The 18,511-nt window shown below is 55.4% G+C and carries 22 protein-coding genes, 1 pseudogene and 1 other annotated feature; of the genes and pseudogenes, 7 read left to right on the forward strand and 16 right to left on the reverse strand.

The window, feature by feature from the left end:
- Positions 1 to 11 precede the first annotated feature (11 nt).
- The gene (gene hpxZ / locus EMQ_RS13920) at positions 12 to 419 is read left to right on the forward strand and encodes an oxalurate catabolism protein HpxZ (RefSeq protein ID WP_010667180.1); all 408 of its coding nucleotides are present in this window, start codon (positions 12 to 14) and stop codon (positions 417 to 419) included.
- Here the strand turns inward: hpxZ and EMQ_RS13925 are convergent.
- On the reverse strand, positions 414 to 1,316 hold the full coding sequence (locus EMQ_RS13925; RefSeq protein WP_010667181.1) for a LysR family transcriptional regulator: 903 nt from the start codon (positions 1,314 to 1,316) through the stop codon (positions 414 to 416). The two genes, hpxZ and EMQ_RS13925, sit on opposite strands and share 6 nt — an antisense overlap.
- Before the next feature lie 155 nt (positions 1,317 to 1,471).
- On the opposite strand from EMQ_RS13925, the gene EMQ_RS13930 reads away from it, so the two are divergent.
- On the forward strand, positions 1,472 to 2,887 hold the full coding sequence (locus tag EMQ_RS13930; RefSeq protein ID WP_018307825.1) for an NAD(P)-binding domain-containing protein: 1,416 nt from the start codon (positions 1,472 to 1,474) through the stop codon (positions 2,885 to 2,887).
- A 60-nt stretch (positions 2,888 to 2,947) separates the two neighbouring features.
- Positions 2,948 to 4,381: a nucleobase:cation symporter-2 family protein gene (locus EMQ_RS13935; protein ID WP_010668504.1), complete on the forward strand. Its 1,434-nt coding sequence runs from the start codon at positions 2,948 to 2,950 to the stop codon at positions 4,379 to 4,381.
- Positions 4,382 to 4,687: 306 nt separating this feature from the next.
- On the opposite strand, the pseudogene EMQ_RS13940 reads toward EMQ_RS13935, so the two are convergent.
- From EMQ_RS13940 to EMQ_RS13960, 5 genes and pseudogenes are all read right to left on the reverse strand, one after another.
- A pseudogene (locus EMQ_RS13940) lies at positions 4,688 to 5,118 on the reverse strand (transposase).
- 77 nt (positions 5,119 to 5,195) lie between these two features.
- Positions 5,196 to 5,534 (reverse strand): hypothetical protein, encoded by a 339-nt coding sequence (locus tag EMQ_RS13945; protein WP_010669170.1) that lies wholly within the window; start codon positions 5,532 to 5,534, stop codon positions 5,196 to 5,198.
- A 32-nt stretch (positions 5,535 to 5,566) separates the two neighbouring features.
- Positions 5,567 to 6,010, reverse strand: coding sequence for a hypothetical protein (locus EMQ_RS13950; RefSeq protein ID WP_132012099.1), 444 nt, complete (start codon positions 6,008 to 6,010; stop codon positions 5,567 to 5,569).
- Complete coding sequence (locus EMQ_RS13955; RefSeq protein ID WP_018307822.1) at positions 6,003 to 8,732, reverse strand: fibronectin type III domain-containing protein; 2,730 nt, start codon at positions 8,730 to 8,732, stop codon at positions 6,003 to 6,005. Before EMQ_RS13955 ends, EMQ_RS13950 begins: the two co-directional genes overlap by 8 nt.
- A gap of 2 nt (positions 8,733 to 8,734) precedes the next feature.
- Positions 8,735 to 9,010 carry a hypothetical protein gene (locus EMQ_RS13960; protein WP_018307821.1) on the reverse strand — a complete coding sequence of 92 codons (276 nt, stop codon included), beginning with the start codon at positions 9,008 to 9,010 and terminating at the stop codon, positions 8,735 to 8,737.
- A gap of 71 nt (positions 9,011 to 9,081) precedes the next feature.
- On the opposite strand from EMQ_RS13960, the gene EMQ_RS13965 reads away from it, so the two are divergent.
- Positions 9,082 to 10,292, forward strand: a protein-coding gene (locus EMQ_RS13965) for an IS3 family transposase (RefSeq protein WP_132012128.1) whose coding sequence is annotated in 2 segments (ribosomal slippage) — positions 9,082 to 9,367 and positions 9,367 to 10,292 — 1,212 coding nt in all. Because the reading frame shifts where the segments join, the coding sequence is not laid out codon by codon here.
- Positions 9,360 to 9,476, forward strand: a sequence feature (AL1L pseudoknot). (Overlaps the previous gene by 117 nt.)
- A 37-nt stretch (positions 10,293 to 10,329) precedes the next feature.
- Here the strand turns inward: EMQ_RS13965 and EMQ_RS13970 are convergent.
- Genes EMQ_RS13970 through EMQ_RS13980 form a run of 3 tightly spaced genes read right to left on the reverse strand, consistent with a single transcriptional unit; the run spans position 10,330 to position 12,081 of the window.
- A complete protein-coding gene (locus tag EMQ_RS13970) occupies positions 10,330 to 11,562 on the reverse strand; it encodes a transposase domain-containing protein (RefSeq protein ID WP_010666801.1) in 1,233 nt (410 codons plus the stop codon).
- Complete coding sequence (locus EMQ_RS13975; protein ID WP_010666802.1) at positions 11,549 to 11,890, reverse strand: hypothetical protein; 342 nt, start codon at positions 11,888 to 11,890, stop codon at positions 11,549 to 11,551. The genes EMQ_RS13970 and EMQ_RS13975 overlap by 14 nt, the downstream gene beginning before the upstream one ends.
- Positions 11,890 to 12,081 (reverse strand): hypothetical protein, encoded by a 192-nt coding sequence (locus tag EMQ_RS13980; RefSeq protein WP_010666803.1) that lies wholly within the window; start codon positions 12,079 to 12,081, stop codon positions 11,890 to 11,892. The genes EMQ_RS13975 and EMQ_RS13980 overlap by 1 nt, the downstream gene beginning before the upstream one ends.
- Positions 12,082 to 12,174: 93 nt before the next feature.
- On the opposite strand from EMQ_RS13980, the gene EMQ_RS13985 reads away from it, so the two are divergent.
- Positions 12,175 to 12,582: a hypothetical protein gene (locus EMQ_RS13985; RefSeq protein ID WP_010666804.1), complete on the forward strand. Its 408-nt coding sequence runs from the start codon at positions 12,175 to 12,177 to the stop codon at positions 12,580 to 12,582.
- Positions 12,583 to 12,902: 320 nt separating this feature from the next.
- Here EMQ_RS13985 and EMQ_RS13990 read toward each other — a convergent pair whose 3' ends face one another.
- From EMQ_RS13990 to EMQ_RS14020, 7 genes are read right to left on the reverse strand one after another with little or no spacing between them, the layout of a single operon-like run.
- The gene (locus EMQ_RS13990; protein ID WP_187326304.1) at positions 12,903 to 13,241 is read right to left on the reverse strand and encodes a hypothetical protein; all 339 of its coding nucleotides are present in this window, start codon (positions 13,239 to 13,241) and stop codon (positions 12,903 to 12,905) included.
- A gap of 59 nt (positions 13,242 to 13,300) precedes the next feature.
- The gene (locus EMQ_RS13995; protein ID WP_018307820.1) at positions 13,301 to 13,501 is read right to left on the reverse strand and encodes a hypothetical protein; all 201 of its coding nucleotides are present in this window, start codon (positions 13,499 to 13,501) and stop codon (positions 13,301 to 13,303) included.
- Positions 13,498 to 13,965 carry a phage regulatory CII family protein gene (locus EMQ_RS14000; RefSeq protein ID WP_018307819.1) on the reverse strand — a complete coding sequence of 156 codons (468 nt, stop codon included), beginning with the start codon at positions 13,963 to 13,965 and terminating at the stop codon, positions 13,498 to 13,500. Before EMQ_RS14000 ends, EMQ_RS13995 begins: the two co-directional genes overlap by 4 nt.
- On the reverse strand, positions 13,962 to 14,246 hold the full coding sequence (locus EMQ_RS14005; RefSeq protein ID WP_018307818.1) for a helix-turn-helix domain-containing protein: 285 nt from the start codon (positions 14,244 to 14,246) through the stop codon (positions 13,962 to 13,964). Before EMQ_RS14005 ends, EMQ_RS14000 begins: the two co-directional genes overlap by 4 nt.
- Positions 14,243 to 14,521, reverse strand: a complete 279-nt coding sequence (locus tag EMQ_RS14010) for a helix-turn-helix domain-containing protein (protein WP_010669522.1) — start codon at positions 14,519 to 14,521, stop codon at positions 14,243 to 14,245. The genes EMQ_RS14005 and EMQ_RS14010 overlap by 4 nt, the downstream gene beginning before the upstream one ends.
- Positions 14,521 to 15,351 (reverse strand): ParB N-terminal domain-containing protein, encoded by an 831-nt coding sequence (locus EMQ_RS14015; protein WP_018307817.1) that lies wholly within the window; start codon positions 15,349 to 15,351, stop codon positions 14,521 to 14,523. The genes EMQ_RS14010 and EMQ_RS14015 overlap by 1 nt, the downstream gene beginning before the upstream one ends.
- The gene (locus EMQ_RS14020) at positions 15,348 to 15,653 is read right to left on the reverse strand and encodes a helix-turn-helix domain-containing protein (protein ID WP_010667961.1); all 306 of its coding nucleotides are present in this window, start codon (positions 15,651 to 15,653) and stop codon (positions 15,348 to 15,350) included. Before EMQ_RS14020 ends, EMQ_RS14015 begins: the two co-directional genes overlap by 4 nt.
- 197 nt (positions 15,654 to 15,850) lie before the next feature.
- On the opposite strand from EMQ_RS14020, the gene EMQ_RS14025 reads away from it, so the two are divergent.
- Positions 15,851 to 16,609, forward strand: coding sequence for an XRE family transcriptional regulator (locus EMQ_RS14025; RefSeq protein WP_010667960.1), 759 nt, complete (start codon positions 15,851 to 15,853; stop codon positions 16,607 to 16,609).
- A gap of 903 nt (positions 16,610 to 17,512) precedes the next feature.
- The gene (locus EMQ_RS14030) at positions 17,513 to 18,496 is read left to right on the forward strand and encodes an ABC transporter substrate-binding protein (RefSeq protein ID WP_010667973.1); all 984 of its coding nucleotides are present in this window, start codon (positions 17,513 to 17,515) and stop codon (positions 18,494 to 18,496) included.
- The last annotated feature ends 15 nt before the right edge of the window (positions 18,497 to 18,511 follow it).

Genomic DNA, 18,511 nt, shown 5'->3' on the forward strand with positions numbered 1-18,511 from the left:
GGGAGGAAGATATGCAGTTCAATAACGACAAGACAGTTCGGGAAATCGTAGACTGTGCCGATCGCTACGAAAAGGCCCTTGCTGATAACGACGTTGCGGCGCTGGACAATTTCTTCTGGGACGGACCGGAAGTCGTCCGTTATGGTGTCGGGGAAAACCTTTACGGCGGCGAAGAAATTGCCGCATTCCGTCGTGCGCGACAGGGCGGCTCGCCTCCACGGACGGTTCTGCGCCGACACATCACCTGCATGGGCGATGATATCGCTGTCGTCAGTCTGGAGTTCAGGCGTGAAGGTGGCCAGCGTATAGGTCGGCAGATGCAGACATGGGCGCGTATTAACGCGCAATGGAAAATAATCGCGGCGCATGTGTCGCTGATGGCGCAACAGTCAGAAGCTGCTGGACCTGCCGCATCATAGGCTTTGCATGAAGAATGTTTCTATTTCCGCCATGATCAGACGGGCGGCCACGGAAAGCTGCCTTGAGCGATCCACGCAGAGAGCAAGGCTGAGGGGTAGAAGTTTCTTGTGATTTATTTTCACAAAAGCAAGCTGTCCACGGGAAATTTCGTCATAGGCATCCAGATAGCTCAGGATGCCAATCCCTACTCCCTCCTGCACCAGAGACTTGATCATCTGGATATTGTCCGTGCGGGCGACAGCAGCGATCTTGATCCCTGTTTCAGCCTCCAGCAGTCCGATCGGACGCCAAAGGGCGAGCGGGGGCGTGGGGATAATGGTCGGGTATTCTGTCGCCAGACTGAACGGGCCTTCCTTCATGCTGGCAATGGGATGTGAAGGCAGGCACAGGAAGCCAAGCGGCACATCCTTGTGAATCCGGACTGCCAGCTCCCGCATGTGATTCGGATTGAACATCAGGGCGAAATCGGCATGCCCCTTGACCAGAAGTTCACCCATATTCTGGCTTTTCCGGATATGCAGACTCACCACAATACCCGGATGACTCTCCCTTAGACGGCCAACAAGCTGCGGGAGAAAACCTTTTGTCAGGGCATCGGGGATCAGCACATCTACGGCCCCCTGTCTCAGTCCCTTGAGACCATCGATCTGCGTCCTGACGGTGTTCATGTCGCGTGACCAGCGATTGCAGGCTGTCAGCAGCAACTCGCCCGCAGCAGTCAGCCGCAGGCCCGTGGGAAGCCGCTCAAAGAGCAGCGTATCAAGCGTCCGTTCACCTTGAAGAATCTGTCTGTCAATTGCGGACGCTGCGATGTGCAGTTCATCGGACGCTTTCCGTATGGAGCCGTGCTGGGCGACACTCATGAAATACCGAAGAAAACGGGAAAAGACAGGCATCCGGATCTGCTCTCATTCTGCGAACGCATCATGCTGAATTAAAATATATACAAGAACGCTCCGGCTGTGAAACATTAACTTTAGAGTTGCAGGCGCTACCGGGAATGTCCGTTATAGAGCTTCTCTGATGGCGCAATGAGGATTGATAAGCCCAAATGGAACAGCTGGACGCACAGGTTAAGGCCGACCTGCAGAAAATTGAGTATGCCACAGGCAACTGGAGCATCCCGCGAGAGAAGGATGGCCAGAAGGTTCTGGATGTCGCCATCATTGGTGGCGGTCAGGGCGGCATCGCGACATGCTTTGCGCTCAAGCGACGCGGCATTTCCAACTGCTGCATTTTCGACGCTGCTCCACGCGGTGGAGAAGGTCCGTGGATCACCTTTGCACGGATGCTCACGCTCCGGACGCCCAAATATGTGACAGGACCAGATCTGGGCATTCCCAGCCTGACGCCGCAATCATGGTATGAAGCGAAATATGGTGCTCAGGCATGGAAAGATCTGAACAAGATCTCCCGTCAGGACTGGCAGGCTTATCTCGACTGGGTGCGCGACGTGCTGGAACTGCCGGTCCGGAACGAACACCGTCTGATGAACATGGAATGGCAGGACGGGCTGCTGCGTCTGTCCTTTGAATGTGCAGGCGGAGAGCGGAAAACCGTCTGGGCCCGCAAGCTGGTTCTGGCGACGGGGATCGACGGTGGTGGACGATGGTATGTCCCTCCTTTCATTTCCGATGTCCTGCCACCTTCCTGCTATGCTCACACATCGCAGCCGATTGATTTTGAAAAACTGCGTGACAAGAGAATTGGTGTTCTGGGGGCAGGCGCATCGGCTTTCGACAATGCCGCAACAGCTCTGGAAATGGGTGCAGCGCGTGTTGATCTCTGCCTGAGACGGAAGGAAATTCCCTCGGTCAATCCTTATCGCTGGATGGAAAATGCTGGATTCCTCAGCTATTTTTCAGAATTGCCGGACCTCATCCGCTGGCGTTTCATGCGCCGGATCTATGATCTCAACCAGCCTCCTCCGCAGGACACTTTCTGGCGCTGCCGTCGTCATGAGAATTTCGCATTTCATACCGGCGCGCCTTGGACAGCCGTCAGTCGGGATGGCGATGACATCGTTGTCACGACGCCAAAGGGTGAGATGCGGTTTGATTTTCTGATCATCGGAACTGGCTTTACCATCGACATGGCGCTGCGTCCTGAACTGGCAGGCATCGCCGGTCATGTTGCGCTCTGGAAGGAGCGCTTTACCGCACCGGAAGACGAGCCGAGCGCTGTTCTTGGCGATTATCCTTATCTGGGCAAGAAATTTCAGTTTCTTCCCAAGGATGAAAAAGACCCTATCGCGCCGATGCTGTCCGCCATCCACAATTTCACCTTTTCCGCCACACCCAGCATGGGACTGTCCGGCGCATCGGTGAGCGCCATGCGGTTCGGTGTCGAGAAACTGTCTTTTGCCATCGGTCGTGATCTCTTCGTTGAAGATGGAGATCAGCACCTGAAAAGTCTGCTGGCCTATCAGGTGGATGAACTTGTCAGTCTGGAACCACCTCCAGTGTGAGTGGCAGTCACAGGACTGCCCGTTCCAGACTGAGGCTGGATTTTCAAGGGACGATATACTGTGGAAACACCAGAAAAAATCAGCAGGGAAGTTCATCCGATTGATGAAGTTCTTCCTTTCTGGCAGCTTGGGTTTTATGGACTCCAGCATGTCCTGACATTTTATGCGTCAGCCGTTATTGTGCCGATCCTTCTCGCCAGTGCGCTGGGATTGTCGCGGGACATGCTGGAACATTTGATCGAAGCTGATCTGTTCACCTGCGGTATAGCGTCCCTGCTGCAATGCGTCGGCCTTGGCCCGATCGGGGTAAGAATGCCGCTTCTGCAGGGCGTCACCTTTGTTGCTGTCGCTCCAATGATTACAATCGGCCTGTCTGCGGGCGGCGGCGTGGAAGGATTGCAGCAGATCTTCGGCGCCGTCATTGCCGCCGGTCTGTTTTCTTTTGTAACGGCCCCGCATTTTGCAAAGCTGGTACGCTTCTTTCCGCCCGTCGTAACCGGGTCGATCATTTTGGTGATCGGGATCGCGCTTCTGCCAGTAGCAGCCAATGATATTGTCAATGGCCATGGCACGTCCGTCATGCAGGACCCCGTGAATATGCGGAATGTAGCCTACGGACTGGGCACATTGCTTGTCATCCTGTTCATGCAGCGTTTTTTTACGGGTTTTTGGCGGGCAATCAGCGTGCTGCTGGGATTGATCAGCGGAACCACCCTCGCGTGGCTTCTGGGTGACGCCCAATTTGACACGGTCGCCGCGGCACCTGCTCTTACTGTAGTGACACCTCTTTATTTTGGAATTCCGACTTTCCGTCTGATGCCCGTTCTCTCAATGATTGTCGTCATGATGATCGCCATGCTGGAAACGGTAGGAGACGTGTATGCAGCTGGAAAAATTGTAGGCAAGCCTATCGGGCCAAAGGAAATTACGCAGGCCATCCGCGCTGATGGAGCCGCCACCATTCTCGGCGGGATTTTCAATTCCTTTCCCTACACCTGCTTTGCCCAGAATGTCGGTCTGGTTCGTCTGACAGGCATCCGGAGCCGATGGGTTGTTGCAGCGGCTGCCGTGATCATGATGATTCTTGGCTGTGTGCCAAAACTGGCCGCCATGATGGCCTGCGTTCCTTTACCGGTCATGGGTGGAGCGGCTCTCGCCATGTTCGGTGCTGTTGCGGTCGTGGGAATTCAAGCGCTTTCACAGGTCAATTTCGAGCATCAGGGCAATACCGTGGTTGTCGGGACCAGCCTCGGGCTAGGGATGTTGCTTGTGTCCCAGCCGCATATTACGGACCATTTCCCTGCTTGGATGAAAATCATCTTTGGTAGCGGGATTACCCTGGGCGCGACTGCTGCAATTGTCCTCAATTTCATTTTCAACCGTCAGGATCCCCCTCCAATTTCTGTGGAGGGTGAAGTCTGGAATGTTGGCGTACAGATTTCACAAGATCCGGACATGCTGGATCTGGAGGGAGCCAAGTCGTCCGCCGGATAGTTTCGGCCTCCGACGATCAGATGCAGCATCTGTGACCCTGAGCAGGTATGTCCAACAGAAGAGCCTGTTGCCGACCTCTCTGTCCTGCGAGCCTGCTTTCAACAGAATGATGCCGTCTTATGAAACAGTTGCTGTCCATTTTTGGTCTTGCTCTCACTGGCGCTCATAGTCGCTGCACGCAGACGGACAAGGTTCCTCTTCATTACGGAGAGGAGAATCCAGATGTGGTGCGCCTTTGATCTGCTTGGACCGCATATAGAATAGTGCTTCATCTCGGTCCGTGTGGACTATTCTTCAGGCTCGACCTCATTCCTTGAGCCAGAAGACGGTTGCGTCGATGTGGATCGTGGACATGAAGGTATGAACGCAGCGGTCGTATCGGATCGCCACACGTCGCCGGTCTTTCAGCTTTGCGGACGTGTTTTCGATGAGATGACTCTTTATTATAAAGGTACCAGTCGTAAGATGGCCCTGATTTCCGGCTTTTCTTCGACGGGATACAGACGGTGTGATCTGCCTGCTTTTTGACTCAGGGTGGTGAAATTCCGATCAAAGACACCGAGATGGCTCCAGCGAATGAAACAATTGTATAAAGTCTTGTGCGGACCATAGGCTTTCGGTTCGTCTTTCCACTGAAGGCCGTTATGGATGACGTAAACAATCCCGCCCAGAACACGACGGTCATCCATGCGGGGCATACCATGCGCCAGTGAGAAAAATAGCCTGATCCGTTCCATCTGGTGAAGCGCGCCGGATGGTTTTGCACAATGAGACACAAGGAATTGCACCCCAAATCGGGCTTCTAAGAGCCCTTTTAGAGGTCGATAAGACCTCTCTCAGCAATGGCCTTTGTGGCCTCCATCGCTCGCCAGTCAGCGCTCATCATCTTCAAGCCGACACCAACATCAAGCGGCTTCGGTCCGAATTTCAGCCGCAGCGCAGAGCATGCTGACGCCTCACGTTCACGACGTGCTTCCACAGCCAATCTGCCGATCAGCGATCGAGAAACGCCAAGTCGCTTTCCGATACTCCTGATCGTCAGAGGCCTCTTCTCTGCTCCAGCATCCTGAATGCAGGTCTGCGTCAAATACTGCTCGACCAACGACCTGGCGGCCTGAAGTTTCTCCGGATCTGTAAGCGAAATGGGTCTCATTGCGCCTCACCTTCCTATCGGTCTTCCTGCCATTACCCCGCACCTCGATCGTCTGATGTAGAGGTCTCCATTGCGGGATATGGAACATCTCTGCCGTCGATCTCCGTATCAGTCGGAAACGACGGCAATGGTTCAAACGGGCGACGTGGCAAGCCCAGTCGCGCATCCAGCTCACGCACAATCAGACGCGCAGCCAGTGCATGCACCTGAACGGTCGACAGAACGTCCATCGTCTGCCAGCGCGCCCGGCGCAATTCGATCAATTCAGATTCATACGAGCGCACCAGATCGGTCAGAGACGCTTCACGCTCTGCTGATCGTTTGACCATCTCCAGCGCCATCTGCCCGGCGTCATAGACCTCCTGCCGGGCAATGGAGCGCATCCGGTAAGAATGCGCCCACCATCCGGACAGCAGGCCGCCAAACCACACCGCAACGTGGCCACCCTCACGCGCCAGAATCAACCAACTAGCCACTCGATGCAGGACCGTAGTTCGGTGAGCGAGCGACGGCCGTGCTGCCTTCCATGCTCAGCAGCATCTGACCACTGACTGCCGGAGCAATCAGCGCGTGACCAGCAGACAGGGGATGCACCTGATCCGTATTGATCAACGACCCCGTGTTCACCTCGATCGTGGTGGAGAGCGCGTCCCCGATATCGACGACCGCCACCCGTTTATCCAGAGGATAGGCCGCCTGATACGCGGATATCGCGGCATTGAACGCCGTGAGATATGCGGCTGGATATTTGGGCGCATAGTGGAACCCAACAGGGATCATCAGGAACAGCCACGCATTCGGTGCCGCCGTTCTGTGCGCTTTCATGCACTGCATCATGGCCGCCTGACAGTCCGATGTGCTCAGTTTCCCGAGCGCCTCGTTCGTCAGATAATTCACCAGAGTTGCGACAGGCTCGCTGCCTGTGTCGCCGTAGGCTGTCAGATGACCGTTGCTGTCGAGCGCCGAGACGTTCTCGTCGATCTTGTTCCACCGGCTTTTCGTGTCGTCGTAGGTGCCCCCAGATCCATTGCTGGACCCCGACACATAATAATATGCCGGAACGTCCGCCGTGCTGTCCCCGGTATCCAGATAACCTGAGTAACCGCACACAGAGACGCATACCTCGTAACCCTGCGCCCGGAGCGTCTGAAGCAGAAAATAAGTGTAGGACTGCGTAAAATCGGGCTTGTTCGCACCACCTGAATTGATGCCCTCGGTGATGCTGTCACCGATGATCTTCACCCAGCCTTTTTCACCCGCGACGGAAACACCGGCCGTGGACGCCGCATCCAGCGTGACGCCGGACACGACAATGTTGTTGGCACCTTCATTCCACCGACCCGACTGCGGTGTGTCGCGGAAGACCACGAAAACGGTATTCTCGGCAGACGGGATGATATTCCACAGTGTTACACTGGATGCGGCCGAAAACTCTTTCACAGAGCCGTTGACGCTGACATTCACATTTCCGGACGTCCCCGCCAGACCGAAATCAATAACTGCGGTCGGGTTGGCAGACGCATTCCATGTGAAGACGAAATAGGCACCGACGTTCCATGTCCGACGCCACAGAGAGCCACCGCGCCCGCTGTCGCCATACCAGTTTCCCGGTGAAAACAGGAAAGCCGGATTATCCACCGGCACAGCAGATCCCGGAGCGAGAGGCGTCGCCGTCTGGTCAGCAGAATAGGTCGCGCCGACGCTGTTCGCAGCGCCGACCTTAACCTTGTAGGCAGTCCCGTTCGTCAGACCGGTGATCGTATAACTGCCAGCGACCGTCAGGGTCGTGACAGGAGAAGTCGCGTCGTTGACCACAATCGGATAGCCCGTGATCGGCGATCCCCCATCACTCGACGGGGCCACAACCTGCACCACGATCTGCCCGTTGCCAGCCGTAAGCGTCACGCCCGGCGCGCCTGGTGCCGTGGCAGATGATACAGGCGTCGCGGTCTGCTCAGCCGCCACAGTCGTGCCGACGCCGTTGGTCGCGCCCACTTTCACATACACAGGCGTGCCGTTCGTCAGGCCCGTGATCGTGTAGCTTCCCGCAGCCGTCAGCGTCGTGACTGGCGTTGAGGACTCGCCCCCTGACGTCGTTCCGACATAGATGGGATAACCCGTAATCGCTGAGCCGCCATCGCTCGACGGAGCCACGACCTTCACCGTTATCTGCCCGCTTCCGGCCGTCAACGTGACACCCGGCGCGCCCGGAGCCGTGGCAGATGCCTGCACCGTCAGAGACGCGGTCCCGTTGGTCAGACTGCTGTCGTTCGTTCCTGTCAGCGTCACAGCGCCAGCCTTAGATCCCGCCGTATATTCCAGCGTTCCAGACAGACTCCCGGCCGCGATTTTCAGCGTGGCAGAACTCCATGAACCACCAGCACCGCCGTCGCCCGGCGTGATCGTAACGTCCTGAGCTGCCGCCGCATCCAGAGCAAACGTCACCTCCGTGCTGCTGCCGGTCTGAACAGTCGAACTGGCCGGAGCGACCGTATATTTCGTGGCAGTCGAAGGCGCGGCATCCCCGCTGTAAACGGTGATTTCCTTCAGACCAGCAAGCGCGCCGCCAGAACCTGAATAGGCACACACACCAGCCGATCCCGCTACATTCTGAAGCGCGGCCGTGTTGACCGTGGCATTCGCTGCCCCCGAGTCATACGTCCCAAGAACTGTTCCTGAGGCATTCGAGACCGTCACAACTATTTCAGATGTGGTAGTCGTTACCTGTGTGAGCTGAATATCCAGAGTGACGACATCGCCCTGAGCGGGCTGCGTCGCCAGATCCTGCCCCACAAACTGCGTTAATTTCCCAGATGCAATGGCGAACCCGTGGATGGCGTATTTTTTGTCGCTCATATAGTCCACGGACACGAGGTATCCGTTGGCCGAACTGCTCGATCTATTAGAGCGCAGCATCGCATAGTAGGTCTGTCCACTGTTTAGACAGACCTGCATGGTCACACGCTGATTGATCGAATCTTCAGACGCTGGACGGAATAACTGGCCCGCTGTCCATGGCGTGCTTTGTTTCGTGGATGTGAGGTAAAAATCAGCCGCATTACTATCAGATGCGATATTTGCAGCCGACCAGACAGAGCCCGCCAAGTCGATCCAGCCGTTGACCAGCGTGCCGCCAGCGCCTACCGCCGCAATCGCAGCCGTGATCGACGTGTCAGATGTTTGGGTCCAGCTCGCCATGATCAGTATCTCCCCAGCAGAGTGACCGTCTTGTCAGGCGTTTCAACCCAGATCTGAGCCACACTCCCGGCGGTCGTCAGGATCTGCGGAGCAGCGGCGTCCGGCCACCAAAGCGCCGCAGGCCAGAGAACCTTGAACCCGGTTCCGGTCGCGGGCTGACGGACGATGATCCGCATCCCCGAAACCTCGCCAGCCGTTCCGCCCGTAAACCCGATCGTCAGATCCGCTGTCAGCGTGATGTCGTAACAGACGCGCCCAAACGGCGGGAACGCCAGCACCTGATTGGCACCGCCCTTGAATTGCCCCGGGTTTTGTGGAGACAGAACGACCCGTGAGGTAAGAAGAATTCATGAGCAACAAATCGAAGCGTTTTCCGCCTGAATTTCGCGAGCGTGCAGCCCGCATGGTTCTGGAGGAAGAGAAGAACCATCCATCACGTTGGTCCGCAGTGATGATGATAGCGCCAAAGCTGGATATTCATCCTGACACGCTGTCAAAATGGACCCGTCTGCATGAGCGGGCCAATGCGCCTGCGGTGAGTGACCTGCCTGATCGAGAGAAGATCAGGCAACTGGAGCGAGAGAACCGCGAATTGCGGCAGGCCAATGAAATCCTGCGCAAGGCATCAGCATATTTTGCCCAGGCGGAGCTCGACCGCATCTTCAGACCATGACACGCTTCATTGAGGAGCATCGGCAGACATATGGTGTCGGGTCAATCTGCAGGGTTCTGTCGATTGCACCATCTGCCTATTACGCTTATCGGGCGAGACAGAAAAATCCCTGTGTGCGCAGCCAGAAAGATAAAGAGCTCTGTCATGAAATCCGCAGGATCTGGAACGATAATTTCTGCGTCTACGGAGTGCGCAAGGTCTGGCATCAGCTCAGACGTGAAGGTCTGGATGTCGCCCGCTGCACGGTAGAGCGGCTGATGCACCGGATGGGACTGAAAGGTGTCATGCGTGGCAAGGGGGTCAGAACCACACGGCCCGATCCGGCACGGCCCTGTCCACAGGATCTGGTACAGCGACAGTTTCATGCACCAGCCCCCAATAGACTCTGGGTTTCGGATTTTACTTACGTTTCCACCTGGCAGGGCTTTGTGTATGTGGCCTTCATCATTGATGTCTTTGCCCGGGTTATTGTGGGCTGGCGCGTCTCGTCCACTGCCCATACCGACTTCGTGCTGGATGCCCTTGAGCAGGCTCTGTGCCAGAGGCGGCCTGAGGGAAAAGTGACCCACCATTCCGACCGCGGATGTCAATATGTGTCCATTCGCTACACGCAAAGACTGGCTGAAGCGGGCCTTGTTGCTTCTGTCGGAAGCGTTGGGGATTCCTATGATAACGCTTTGGCGGAGACCATTAACGGACTTTATAAAACCGAACTCATCTATCGACAGGGGCCATGGAAAAACAGGGACGCTGTTGAGCTAGCAACACTGAAATGGGTCGACTGGTTCAATAATCGGCGGCTCCTGTCCTCCATTGGAAACATCCCGCCAGCAGAAGCCGAAGCACGTTTTTATGCGCAACAGAAATCACATGCATTAGCCGCTTAAATCAGATAAAAAACGTCTCCACAAAACCCGGGGCAATTCAATAAGCACCGGCAAAGCGGATGTCCTTGGCAATGTCCCGCGTGAAATCGAGAAACGCGCGCTCGATTGGCTTTGATCGACCGGAATAAGGCGTGACAAAGATCGGCTCCGTGCCAAGGATCGTCATCACGCCCCTGATTTCATCCTCCTGATAGGTGAACCGGAAACGGGTCTTCTTGCCGCCAGTCATCTGCTTGGAAGCGAAGGCGCGACCGTTATCGAGATAAGCCTTGTCCGGAATGCCGTATTTCTCAACCATATCGCCATAAGCGAGCTGGATCAGATCGGCGCTCTCGGAACGCTCCACGCGCCACGACAGAATCATGCGTGAATAGATGTCCTGCCACGCCACCATCAGCGGACGCGCAACCTTTCCATCCGGCCAGCGGACGAAAACATCCCACTTGTGACCATCCGCAGTAACAGCCTGAAGCGCATGCATGTGCGCCACGGTCCGCTCCTGAAACGGGATCATCTCATTCGCCGCCACACGCCCCTTGCGCGCCATCACAACGGTCATTTCAGGAAGTTTGTCGATCCATCGGGAGAATGTCTTGAGCGATGGAATGGTCCAGCCATGCTCTTCCGCCATCTCCTGCACATCCCGATAACACTTCTCCAATGTCGGTCCTTCAGGCTGGAGATAGAGGGATTTCATCGCTTCGAACGCTTCCTCGCTGCACGCAGCACGCTTTTCCGTGCGCCCGCGATACCGGGGCAACAGACACGGAAGCCAGTGATTGCGCGGAACCTGCGCGATCAGCCTGCGCCAGCTCATAAACGTGCTGCGTGATACCTGCGGATTTTCCCGAAGACGGACCTCATTCATGGCCTCTTCTTTTGTCAGGCCAGCCTCGCAGAGCCGGTGATACCGATCCAGAATGGCCAGATGAGCCAGAGCCTTCTCCTTCTTGCCTTCTGATGCCTCATGAAAACGACGCCATTCCTCGTCGTAACGATGGTCTTCCTCACTGACCTGAGCGCGCTCTTCATCAACCGAGATCACGGAAAACCGCTTCACCCATTCCAGTTGAGCCATCCGGTTGAGCAGCATGTAGTGATACTCATTCCCGCCACCCGAAGCGTCACGCCGCCGCCAATAGCGATTGCGATACTCCGAGCGGTCCCAACGGTTCTTCTCAGCGGAAATCTGAAGAGCACGTCGATCAGGAATCATCGGCAATCCCATTTCCGAGAACTCGCGTATCGTCGCCCACTCACGCGTCAGCATCGCCGCTCTCCGCCGCGAAATGCGCTTCTTGCCGCAAGGTACTCTCTAAACGGGCGATAATCCGGCGCTTAAAATCAGCATCAAGATTTCGCAAAGCACTCGGGCTGTATCTCTCAATCTCCTCAATCAGCCCTTTTCCACCGCTGATCACATTCACGCACACGGCCTGAAAATCTTCGCCTGTAATCCAATCGAAGCCCTGCGGCCTAAAGATGAGCAAATGCAGTAAAGTGACCTGAGATATCCATCGCATGACATCAAAAAGGGCGCGCCATTCCTGAGCCTCACGGATAGCGGACCCCAGAGCCGTCTGACGGTCTTCCGGCATCACACATCCTCCCTGGATGCAGCCCGCAGCGGAAACATCTGCTCCGCCGTCATCCGCACCCACGTTCCATGAAATTTCCGGCGTGGGATAAAAAACCGCAGGTTCCACAACGTGCTGATCGTGACGATCTCCATCACCACAAACAGCGAAACCAGAAGAACCCAAAGCCAGAGCGGAAGAGTGATCGTCATGCGACCCCTCCCGGTCTGGCGGAGCGCATCCGTTGCCGGACTCGCCCCGTCGCTCCCATCATTGCGGCGTCCAAACCAGCAATAAGAGAACCCATGGAAAAAGATGACGGCTTCACGCCAAACGAAGCTCTGAACAAGGCGATAAACACCCTTGCTTCCGCATATGATGCGCTGGAGCAGACGGAATCAGTCAAACAGCCGATTATTGATGCCGTAAACGACAGTCTGGACGCCACGACCAATGAATATTGCGCTTCCCAGATCATGATTCTCTACCTCGAAAAATATACCGGGCGATTACTGGGACAAGCAGCAAAACGCCTGCCGTCGAAAGACCTTGCACAAAGCCACGTCGATGCTCTGCTCGACGAAGAGCAGTCCAGAATTTTTCTTCTGATGCGCCAGCTTTTCCCAGATCAGGACAACCCTGATCTCGATAGGCTCTTAAAGTCCTCATGCGATCGTTTAAGATTTGCTGCTTACGATGAAATCGCTCGATAGACGTTTCTGTCTGCGACCCATTTCCTCGCTGGGATGGCTCAAGTCCTGTCTCCCCGCGAGCAAGGTCAGCCAGTTGTCGCTTGAGGAATAACTCGCGCGCCGTTTTTTTAGATGCGGGGTAAGTCATGCGTCACCTCCCGCATCCGGGACGAGCCCTTGCCGGACTCGCCCCGGCTCATCCACCATGGGGCTGTCACACACAACCATGGAGGAACCCGTGACCAATACTGGAAATATCAATTCTGATACTGAGTCATACATGACGATCAACAGTCTGGAAATTAAACAGGATGGTCTTTTCTGGATCGCAACAGGCCAGTTCATTTGCGAGGCGGAAATTGATCAAGACTTTCGTCTAGATGGGTCTTTCGCAGTGCGTCTGAATACCCTTCCAGCCAAGCCTCCAATCGAGACTCATGATTTTCTGAGGAAGAAAATTCTAGAGCAGCTGATACAATCTTTAGAAGGCAATCCAGCTCTCTGACCGAAAGACTGACGGTGTCAGCGTTGCCTGTCTTCACACTGCGCCACGCATCCAGACTGCCGTCAGTTTTTTTGACGACTGTGATGCCGCCTATTCTGATCTGTTTTAATTTGTCACTTCCCACAGCCTGAACAGTAGGAACAAGGCGATCATTGGCGTTTACTGTATAAGTCATCTCTATTCTCCAGTATCGTTATTGTTTTATTGTCTATTTCTCGGGCGGAATTTTTCCGCTTACTCACCGCTCAGGACGTCGGAAGAGCGCCGCCGGAACACACCGCCACACGCCCGCGCCGCATCAATCCGGCTGCGTCTGTGCATGGCAGCAGCACTGCTCAGATCACCCATCAGAACCGATGACAGACCGGCGGCGACACCAATCGCCAGACCGCCCAGACCTGACGCAATGCAGTAAAACATCGGATCACCCATCATCCCGGCACCCCCCGATAGGCTGCACGCCGCAGGGACGCCGCCATTTTTGAAAGTTCACGCTGTTTCAACTGCGTTTCCGCCAGAGTGATCATCGGCAACAATCGCCGGTCCACCACAGCCAGGCCGTGCGGCGCAGCGATAAACTCCAGAAGTCTCTGATCGCCTGTCGCACCCAGCAGCGCATCGAAACGCGGCACCGAGATCACATGCGTGTCGCGCGTCGGTGAGGCATAGGCGTTCAGAATGTTCACGCTGATATGCCGGTCCATCCGACGACTCATGCTGTCCGCAACCTGCTCCCGCGACCGACCGCACTCCGCCAGCGCAATCGAAACCGCACGGGCCAGACGCACATCAAACGAGTTCGAACGCATCAGCGCAGGATCGAACGCCGCGACAGGAGAGGGCGGAACCCAGTCCAGCAGAGACATCTGCGCCACTGCATCAATCCGAGCCCCTTTCATTGCGCATCTCCGCGCCACAGACGGATGGCGTGCGCCATCAGAAAATCGGTGCAGCCAATCGCCTCTCCGACTGTCATGATGTTTTCCAGCGTTATGCCTTTTCCGGTCGTCTCCATTCGGGAGAGCATCTGCTGAGAGATCCCTGTGGCGCGGGAGACATGACTCATGCGCAGACCGTTCTGTTTCCGGAAACTGCGGAGAGCTGAGCCCATCCCTGATCGAAACGTGGCGCGTTGACCGCAGCGCGCATCCCGCATCTGCGTCGCAAAAATCCCGTTCATGCCGCAGCGACAGCGCGCAACCGCATGTCCACCCACAGGAGATCAGTGAAAAACTTAGATGCAGCAACAGCATCCACGTCATAGAAGTAGAGCAGGTCCAGAATAGTGCTCAGGCGAGGCATATTCTCACCACGCTCTATCCGCCCCAGTCGGCTGGATGAAAAATTCAGTGCAGCATCAACCTCGCGCACGCGCAGTCCGGCGAGTTCACGAAACTCACGCAGCCTGAGTCCGACATGCGCAGAGACTTTCCTTGGATCAACATGATCGGTCATCACGCTGCCTCCAGAATCTGGTCACGAGTGATAAGCCCCGCCGTCACCAGTTCATCCAGAAACACCCGACGCGCAGGCGCTTCCATTTTCAGAACTCGCGCAGCCTCTTTGCGGCCAAGCACCAGCCACTTCTCTTCATTGGCGACCGGAGCCACGTTTTCAGAGGCCAGCTCGGACGGCTTCTTGTCTTCCGCCAGCGCTTTCTTGACCCGCTCGACCTGCAGCCCCGGCTCTTTGATGCTGCCGATAAACAGAAGCTCGGACCGGTCATTTGCTAGCGTTGTGCCCTGCAAAGCCCGGACAGTTTCCGGCTGAAGGTTTCGATACAGCGAGACATAGCCATGCACGGTGCGCTCACTGACGCCCATGCGGGCGGCGGCATCGACAGCAAAGCGCGGTAAGCAGTTTGCAACCGTTGCAAACTGGTCGGAAACGCGATCTCCGCCATTCCTTGTCTCAGGGTAAAGCCTGAGATAAAGTTCCTTGCGTTCGAACAGGCTTCGGGCACGCGACAGGATATCTAATTCCTGGCGGATCAGGTTCTCGTCGATTTCCTTCAGCCGAGCCTGATCCGCGTTCAGCTTCGAAACGGAAGCCGAAACCTCATTCCATCCAGCTAGATGCGCTGCAGCCAGACGATGGCCGCCCGCGACCAGAATATACTTGGGAGAGCCTTCCGCGCCGGTGCCGTAGCGCACCTCAATCGGGGTGTCCTGACCGCGCTCGATAAAGCTCTGCGCGATGATCTCAACATACCCTTCATTGACCGGCCGGATGCGGTCGTTCGTGCGCGGATCAATGTCCGCGAGAGCGATTTTCTTGACGTTCACGCCGCTGCTCCTTTTGCACGCAGATCAGCAGGGACTTTCCGGGTAGGTGTCCTGTCAGCAACACGCGAAACAGGAGAGCCATCAGCATGATACCGGTCCGGCCAGACGTCGTAGGGCTCGCGCTCCAGCAGCTCCGCCACCTTCTTCTCACCGGCAATGGAGTAATCCGGACGGGAAATGATGTTGCTGATCGCGTTCTTGCCCATCCCGATCTGCTCGGACACGCTGGACAGGGAGCCGTAGCGCTTCCTGATCTCGGCCTTGATATCCTCGGGGTGCATCCCGCATGGCTTTCGTGCCATACTCACAATCCTCCTCTCCGAGAGTCGGCCCTCTGGCCGACTCTCTTTTTTCCCAACATGACGGGGGTTCTGTCCCCGTCATCTCACCGGAGATTGTCACCAATATTGCCAATCAGCAACCACAAACGGGCATTTCCTACCTAAAAAATCCGTAATGTTGTGGATAAATGGCAATTTCCGTTATCTGGACTTGATAAATGGCAAATGAATCGGGAAATGAAGGCGGAAACGCAAATTTCCAACCTGACGCTGAGGATGCCGCAATATCTGAGCGCGCAGAGCGTCTACAGCAGGCCGTTCAGCTAGCTGGCGGAAATACAAAAGTTGCCATTCGTGCACAAATGCCGTTGAGCACGCTTAGCCGCTATCTTGCGGGTAGAGATATGAAGGCAAGCGCTATGATTGCGCTTGCTAGAGCCTGTGATGTTTCGTTGGACTGGCTAGCCGACGGCTCAGGAAATAGGCACACAGATGCCATAGTTTCCGACCGCTTCGCCGCAACAGACTGTGGCGATAATTCTATTCCTGTAAGTTATTTCAAAGCGGAACCGTCTGCTGGAACTGGATGCGTTCCAGATGAATGGGATGGTGGAGAAGTATTCCACGTATCAAAAGAGTTTCTTAACAATGTATTGGGCGTTTACCACCGCTCTCTGTTCTTTGTGAGAGTGCAGGGTGACAGCATGATGCCAACACTGAACCCCGGCGATACCATTCTCGTGGACTATACACCCGAACAGATCATGGAGTCAGTCTATGTCGTCTCGGTGCAGGGAATGCTCATGGTCAAGCGGCTGTCCGTAAAGGACCCCCTCACATTCAGCCTGGTCAGCGATAATGAGCGCTATAAACCCTTCGACATCCAGATGACTCGCACCAGCTGGGCCAACGCCTCCACAGACGCCGATCTCCGCATCATCGGACGCGTCGTGGGCCGCTTCCACATAAACGTCTAAGCGCCCTTTTAAGCGGCGCTTAGCACTCGCCAAGCGCCGCCATCAGATCGCAGCGCAATGTCCGGAACCATCTGTCCAATCCCGACAAAACGGCTCCTCACGTTCAAAACCTTATGTCTTTCGACATCCCGTCAGGCTCTGTGTATAATGTGTGGATAAATTCTCACGGACCTCAATTTTTCCGCCGACAACCGCCGACTAAAAATTTTCCATCCCACGTGGTCCCCGATTGTCCCCCGGAATCCCACTCTGTCCGATACCTTGTGTCCCCTGACATCTGGCGTTCAGAAAGCAAAAACACGTTACTCACAGACTTTTTCCCAGCGGTAGGCCTGTGAATCACAACAACAAGCTCAGCTCAATGAATTAACAGGTCCTGAGCCTGGAATAGACGTCGTGGTAACGTTGGGTAGACGTGCCTGTGGAGTCATCCAAGGTTTTAGAACTCATTGTGAAATATGAAGATAGTTCTGAGTCTCTCTGACGGTTGTAACCTCAGGCATATTCATATGTTCGAGGTAGAAAACTGCCATTGGTTTGTGCTGCATAGCTCTGGGTCAGGTGGAACCCATGCACACAGGCGCTTTAATGGCATCTCGTCGGTTCAATTGCTGTAATGATCGGGCAAGGCTGTATCGCCTATGATAATGTGTACTTCTTTTTCACCAAAAGGACGGTTCACCTGCTTCAGGAGACTGTCGCATCTGGGTCTGCACGATATTCAATCCTGTAAAATTCAATCCAGTGAAAATTTCATCTGAAAGAAACGGCACAAAATCATATACTTAGTGTGTACAGAACTTTTTTATTGCATGAAGGGAACATTTTTATGTTGCAACCAAACGAGTTACGTCAGAGAATGAGTAATACGATTTAGCTTAGTCGTATTACTGGAGGCTGACCATGCACCTGCTCTCGCTTCTTCGGAAAACCTTGTTGACTGGCGTCTGTGCCGCGGCGGCGCTCACTTCCGCTTCCGCCGCGACACTGAAGATCGGCTACAGTGACTGGCCTGGCTGGGTCGCCTGGCAGGTGGCCATCGACAAGGGGTGGCTGAAGGACGCGGGGGTCGACGCCGATTTCCAGTGGTTCGATTACAGCGCTTCACTTGACGCATTTTCAGCCCATAAACTCGATGCTGTCATGGCGACGAATGGCGATGCATTGGTCACGGGAGCGAATGGGCATAAAGGGGAAATGATCCTCGCCACTGATTACTCCGACGGCAATGATATGGTGGTGGCCCAGCCCGGCATCACTGACATGAAGGACCTCAAGGGCAAATCCGTCGCAGTTGAGGAGGGGCTGGTCGACCATCTCCTTCTGCTCACAGGTCTGGAAAAAGCAGGTCTCAGCGAGAAGGATGTCAAACTGGTCAACACCAAGACCAATGAAACGCCGCAGGTGCTCGCGTCCGGCGAAGTGGCCGCTATCGCGGCCTGGCAGCCAAATGCCGGTCAGGCTCTGCATATGGTGCCCGGTTCCCGCCCCATATTCACTTCTCATGAAGCGCCGGGCCTGGTCTATGACACCATCGTCGTGGATCCGCAGTCCCTTCATGACAACCGTGACCAGTGGCAGAAGCTGGTTGGTGTCTGGGATCATGTTGTCTCCTACATCAAGGATCCGAAAACCCAGCCTGATGCGTTGCGTATCATGGCGACACGGACAGGTGTTGCTCCCGAAGCTTACAAGCGTTTTCTCAAGGGAACGCATCTGCTGACGGTATCTGACGACAAGGCGGTCTTCACAAAGAAAGAAGGCCTGAGCTCGCTCTATGGTTCTTCGTCCGTCTCTGATTCCTTCAATGTTCGCTATAGCGTCTATAAGACTCCGCAAAATGTGGACAGCTATATCGATCCGTCTTTCGTAGCGGCCGTGAAATAGCGCTGAGGCAGGAGA

The organism is Acetobacter aceti NBRC 14818 (assembly GCF_000193495.2).
Classification (GTDB): Bacteria; Pseudomonadota; Alphaproteobacteria; order Acetobacterales; family Acetobacteraceae; genus Acetobacter; species Acetobacter aceti.

Bases quoted from the DNA above. Each gene is read 5' to 3' on its own strand.
- EMQ_RS13930 (WP_018307825.1), top strand. From the start codon at position 1,472: ATGGAACAGCTGGACGCACAGGTTAAGGCCGACCTGCAGAAAATTGAG.
- EMQ_RS13985 (WP_010666804.1), top strand. From the start codon at position 12,175: ATGGAAAAAGATGACGGCTTCACGCCAAACGAAGCTCTGAACAAGGCG.
- EMQ_RS13970 (WP_010666801.1), bottom strand. From the start codon at position 11,562: ATGCTGACGCGTGAGTGGGCGACGATACGCGAGTTCTCGGAAATGGGA.
- EMQ_RS13990 (WP_187326304.1), bottom strand. From the start codon at position 13,241: ATGACTTATACAGTAAACGCCAATGATCGCCTTGTTCCTACTGTTCAG.
- EMQ_RS13995 (WP_018307820.1), bottom strand. From the start codon at position 13,501: ATGATGGGTGATCCGATGTTTTACTGCATTGCGTCAGGTCTGGGCGGT.
- EMQ_RS14020 (WP_010667961.1), bottom strand. From the start codon at position 15,653: ATGGCACGAAAGCCATGCGGGATGCACCCCGAGGATATCAAGGCCGAG.
- EMQ_RS14025 (WP_010667960.1), top strand. From the start codon at position 15,851: ATGGCAAATGAATCGGGAAATGAAGGCGGAAACGCAAATTTCCAACCT.
- hpxZ (WP_010667180.1), top strand. From the start codon at position 12: ATGCAGTTCAATAACGACAAGACAGTTCGGGAAATCGTAGACTGTGCC.
- EMQ_RS14030 (WP_010667973.1), top strand. From the start codon at position 17,513: ATGCACCTGCTCTCGCTTCTTCGGAAAACCTTGTTGACTGGCGTCTGT.
- EMQ_RS14010 (WP_010669522.1), bottom strand. From the start codon at position 14,521: ATGACCGATCATGTTGATCCAAGGAAAGTCTCTGCGCATGTCGGACTC.
- EMQ_RS13945 (WP_010669170.1), bottom strand. From the start codon at position 5,534: ATGAGACCCATTTCGCTTACAGATCCGGAGAAACTTCAGGCCGCCAGG.
- EMQ_RS13980 (WP_010666803.1), bottom strand. From the start codon at position 12,081: ATGACGATCACTCTTCCGCTCTGGCTTTGGGTTCTTCTGGTTTCGCTG.
- EMQ_RS13955 (WP_018307822.1), bottom strand. From the start codon at position 8,732: ATGGCGAGCTGGACCCAAACATCTGACACGTCGATCACGGCTGCGATT.
- EMQ_RS14000 (WP_018307819.1), bottom strand. From the start codon at position 13,965: ATGAAAGGGGCTCGGATTGATGCAGTGGCGCAGATGTCTCTGCTGGAC.
- EMQ_RS13975 (WP_010666802.1), bottom strand. From the start codon at position 11,890: ATGCCGGAAGACCGTCAGACGGCTCTGGGGTCCGCTATCCGTGAGGCT.
- EMQ_RS13925 (WP_010667181.1), bottom strand. From the start codon at position 1,316: ATGCCTGTCTTTTCCCGTTTTCTTCGGTATTTCATGAGTGTCGCCCAG.
- EMQ_RS14005 (WP_018307818.1), bottom strand. From the start codon at position 14,246: ATGAACGGGATTTTTGCGACGCAGATGCGGGATGCGCGCTGCGGTCAA.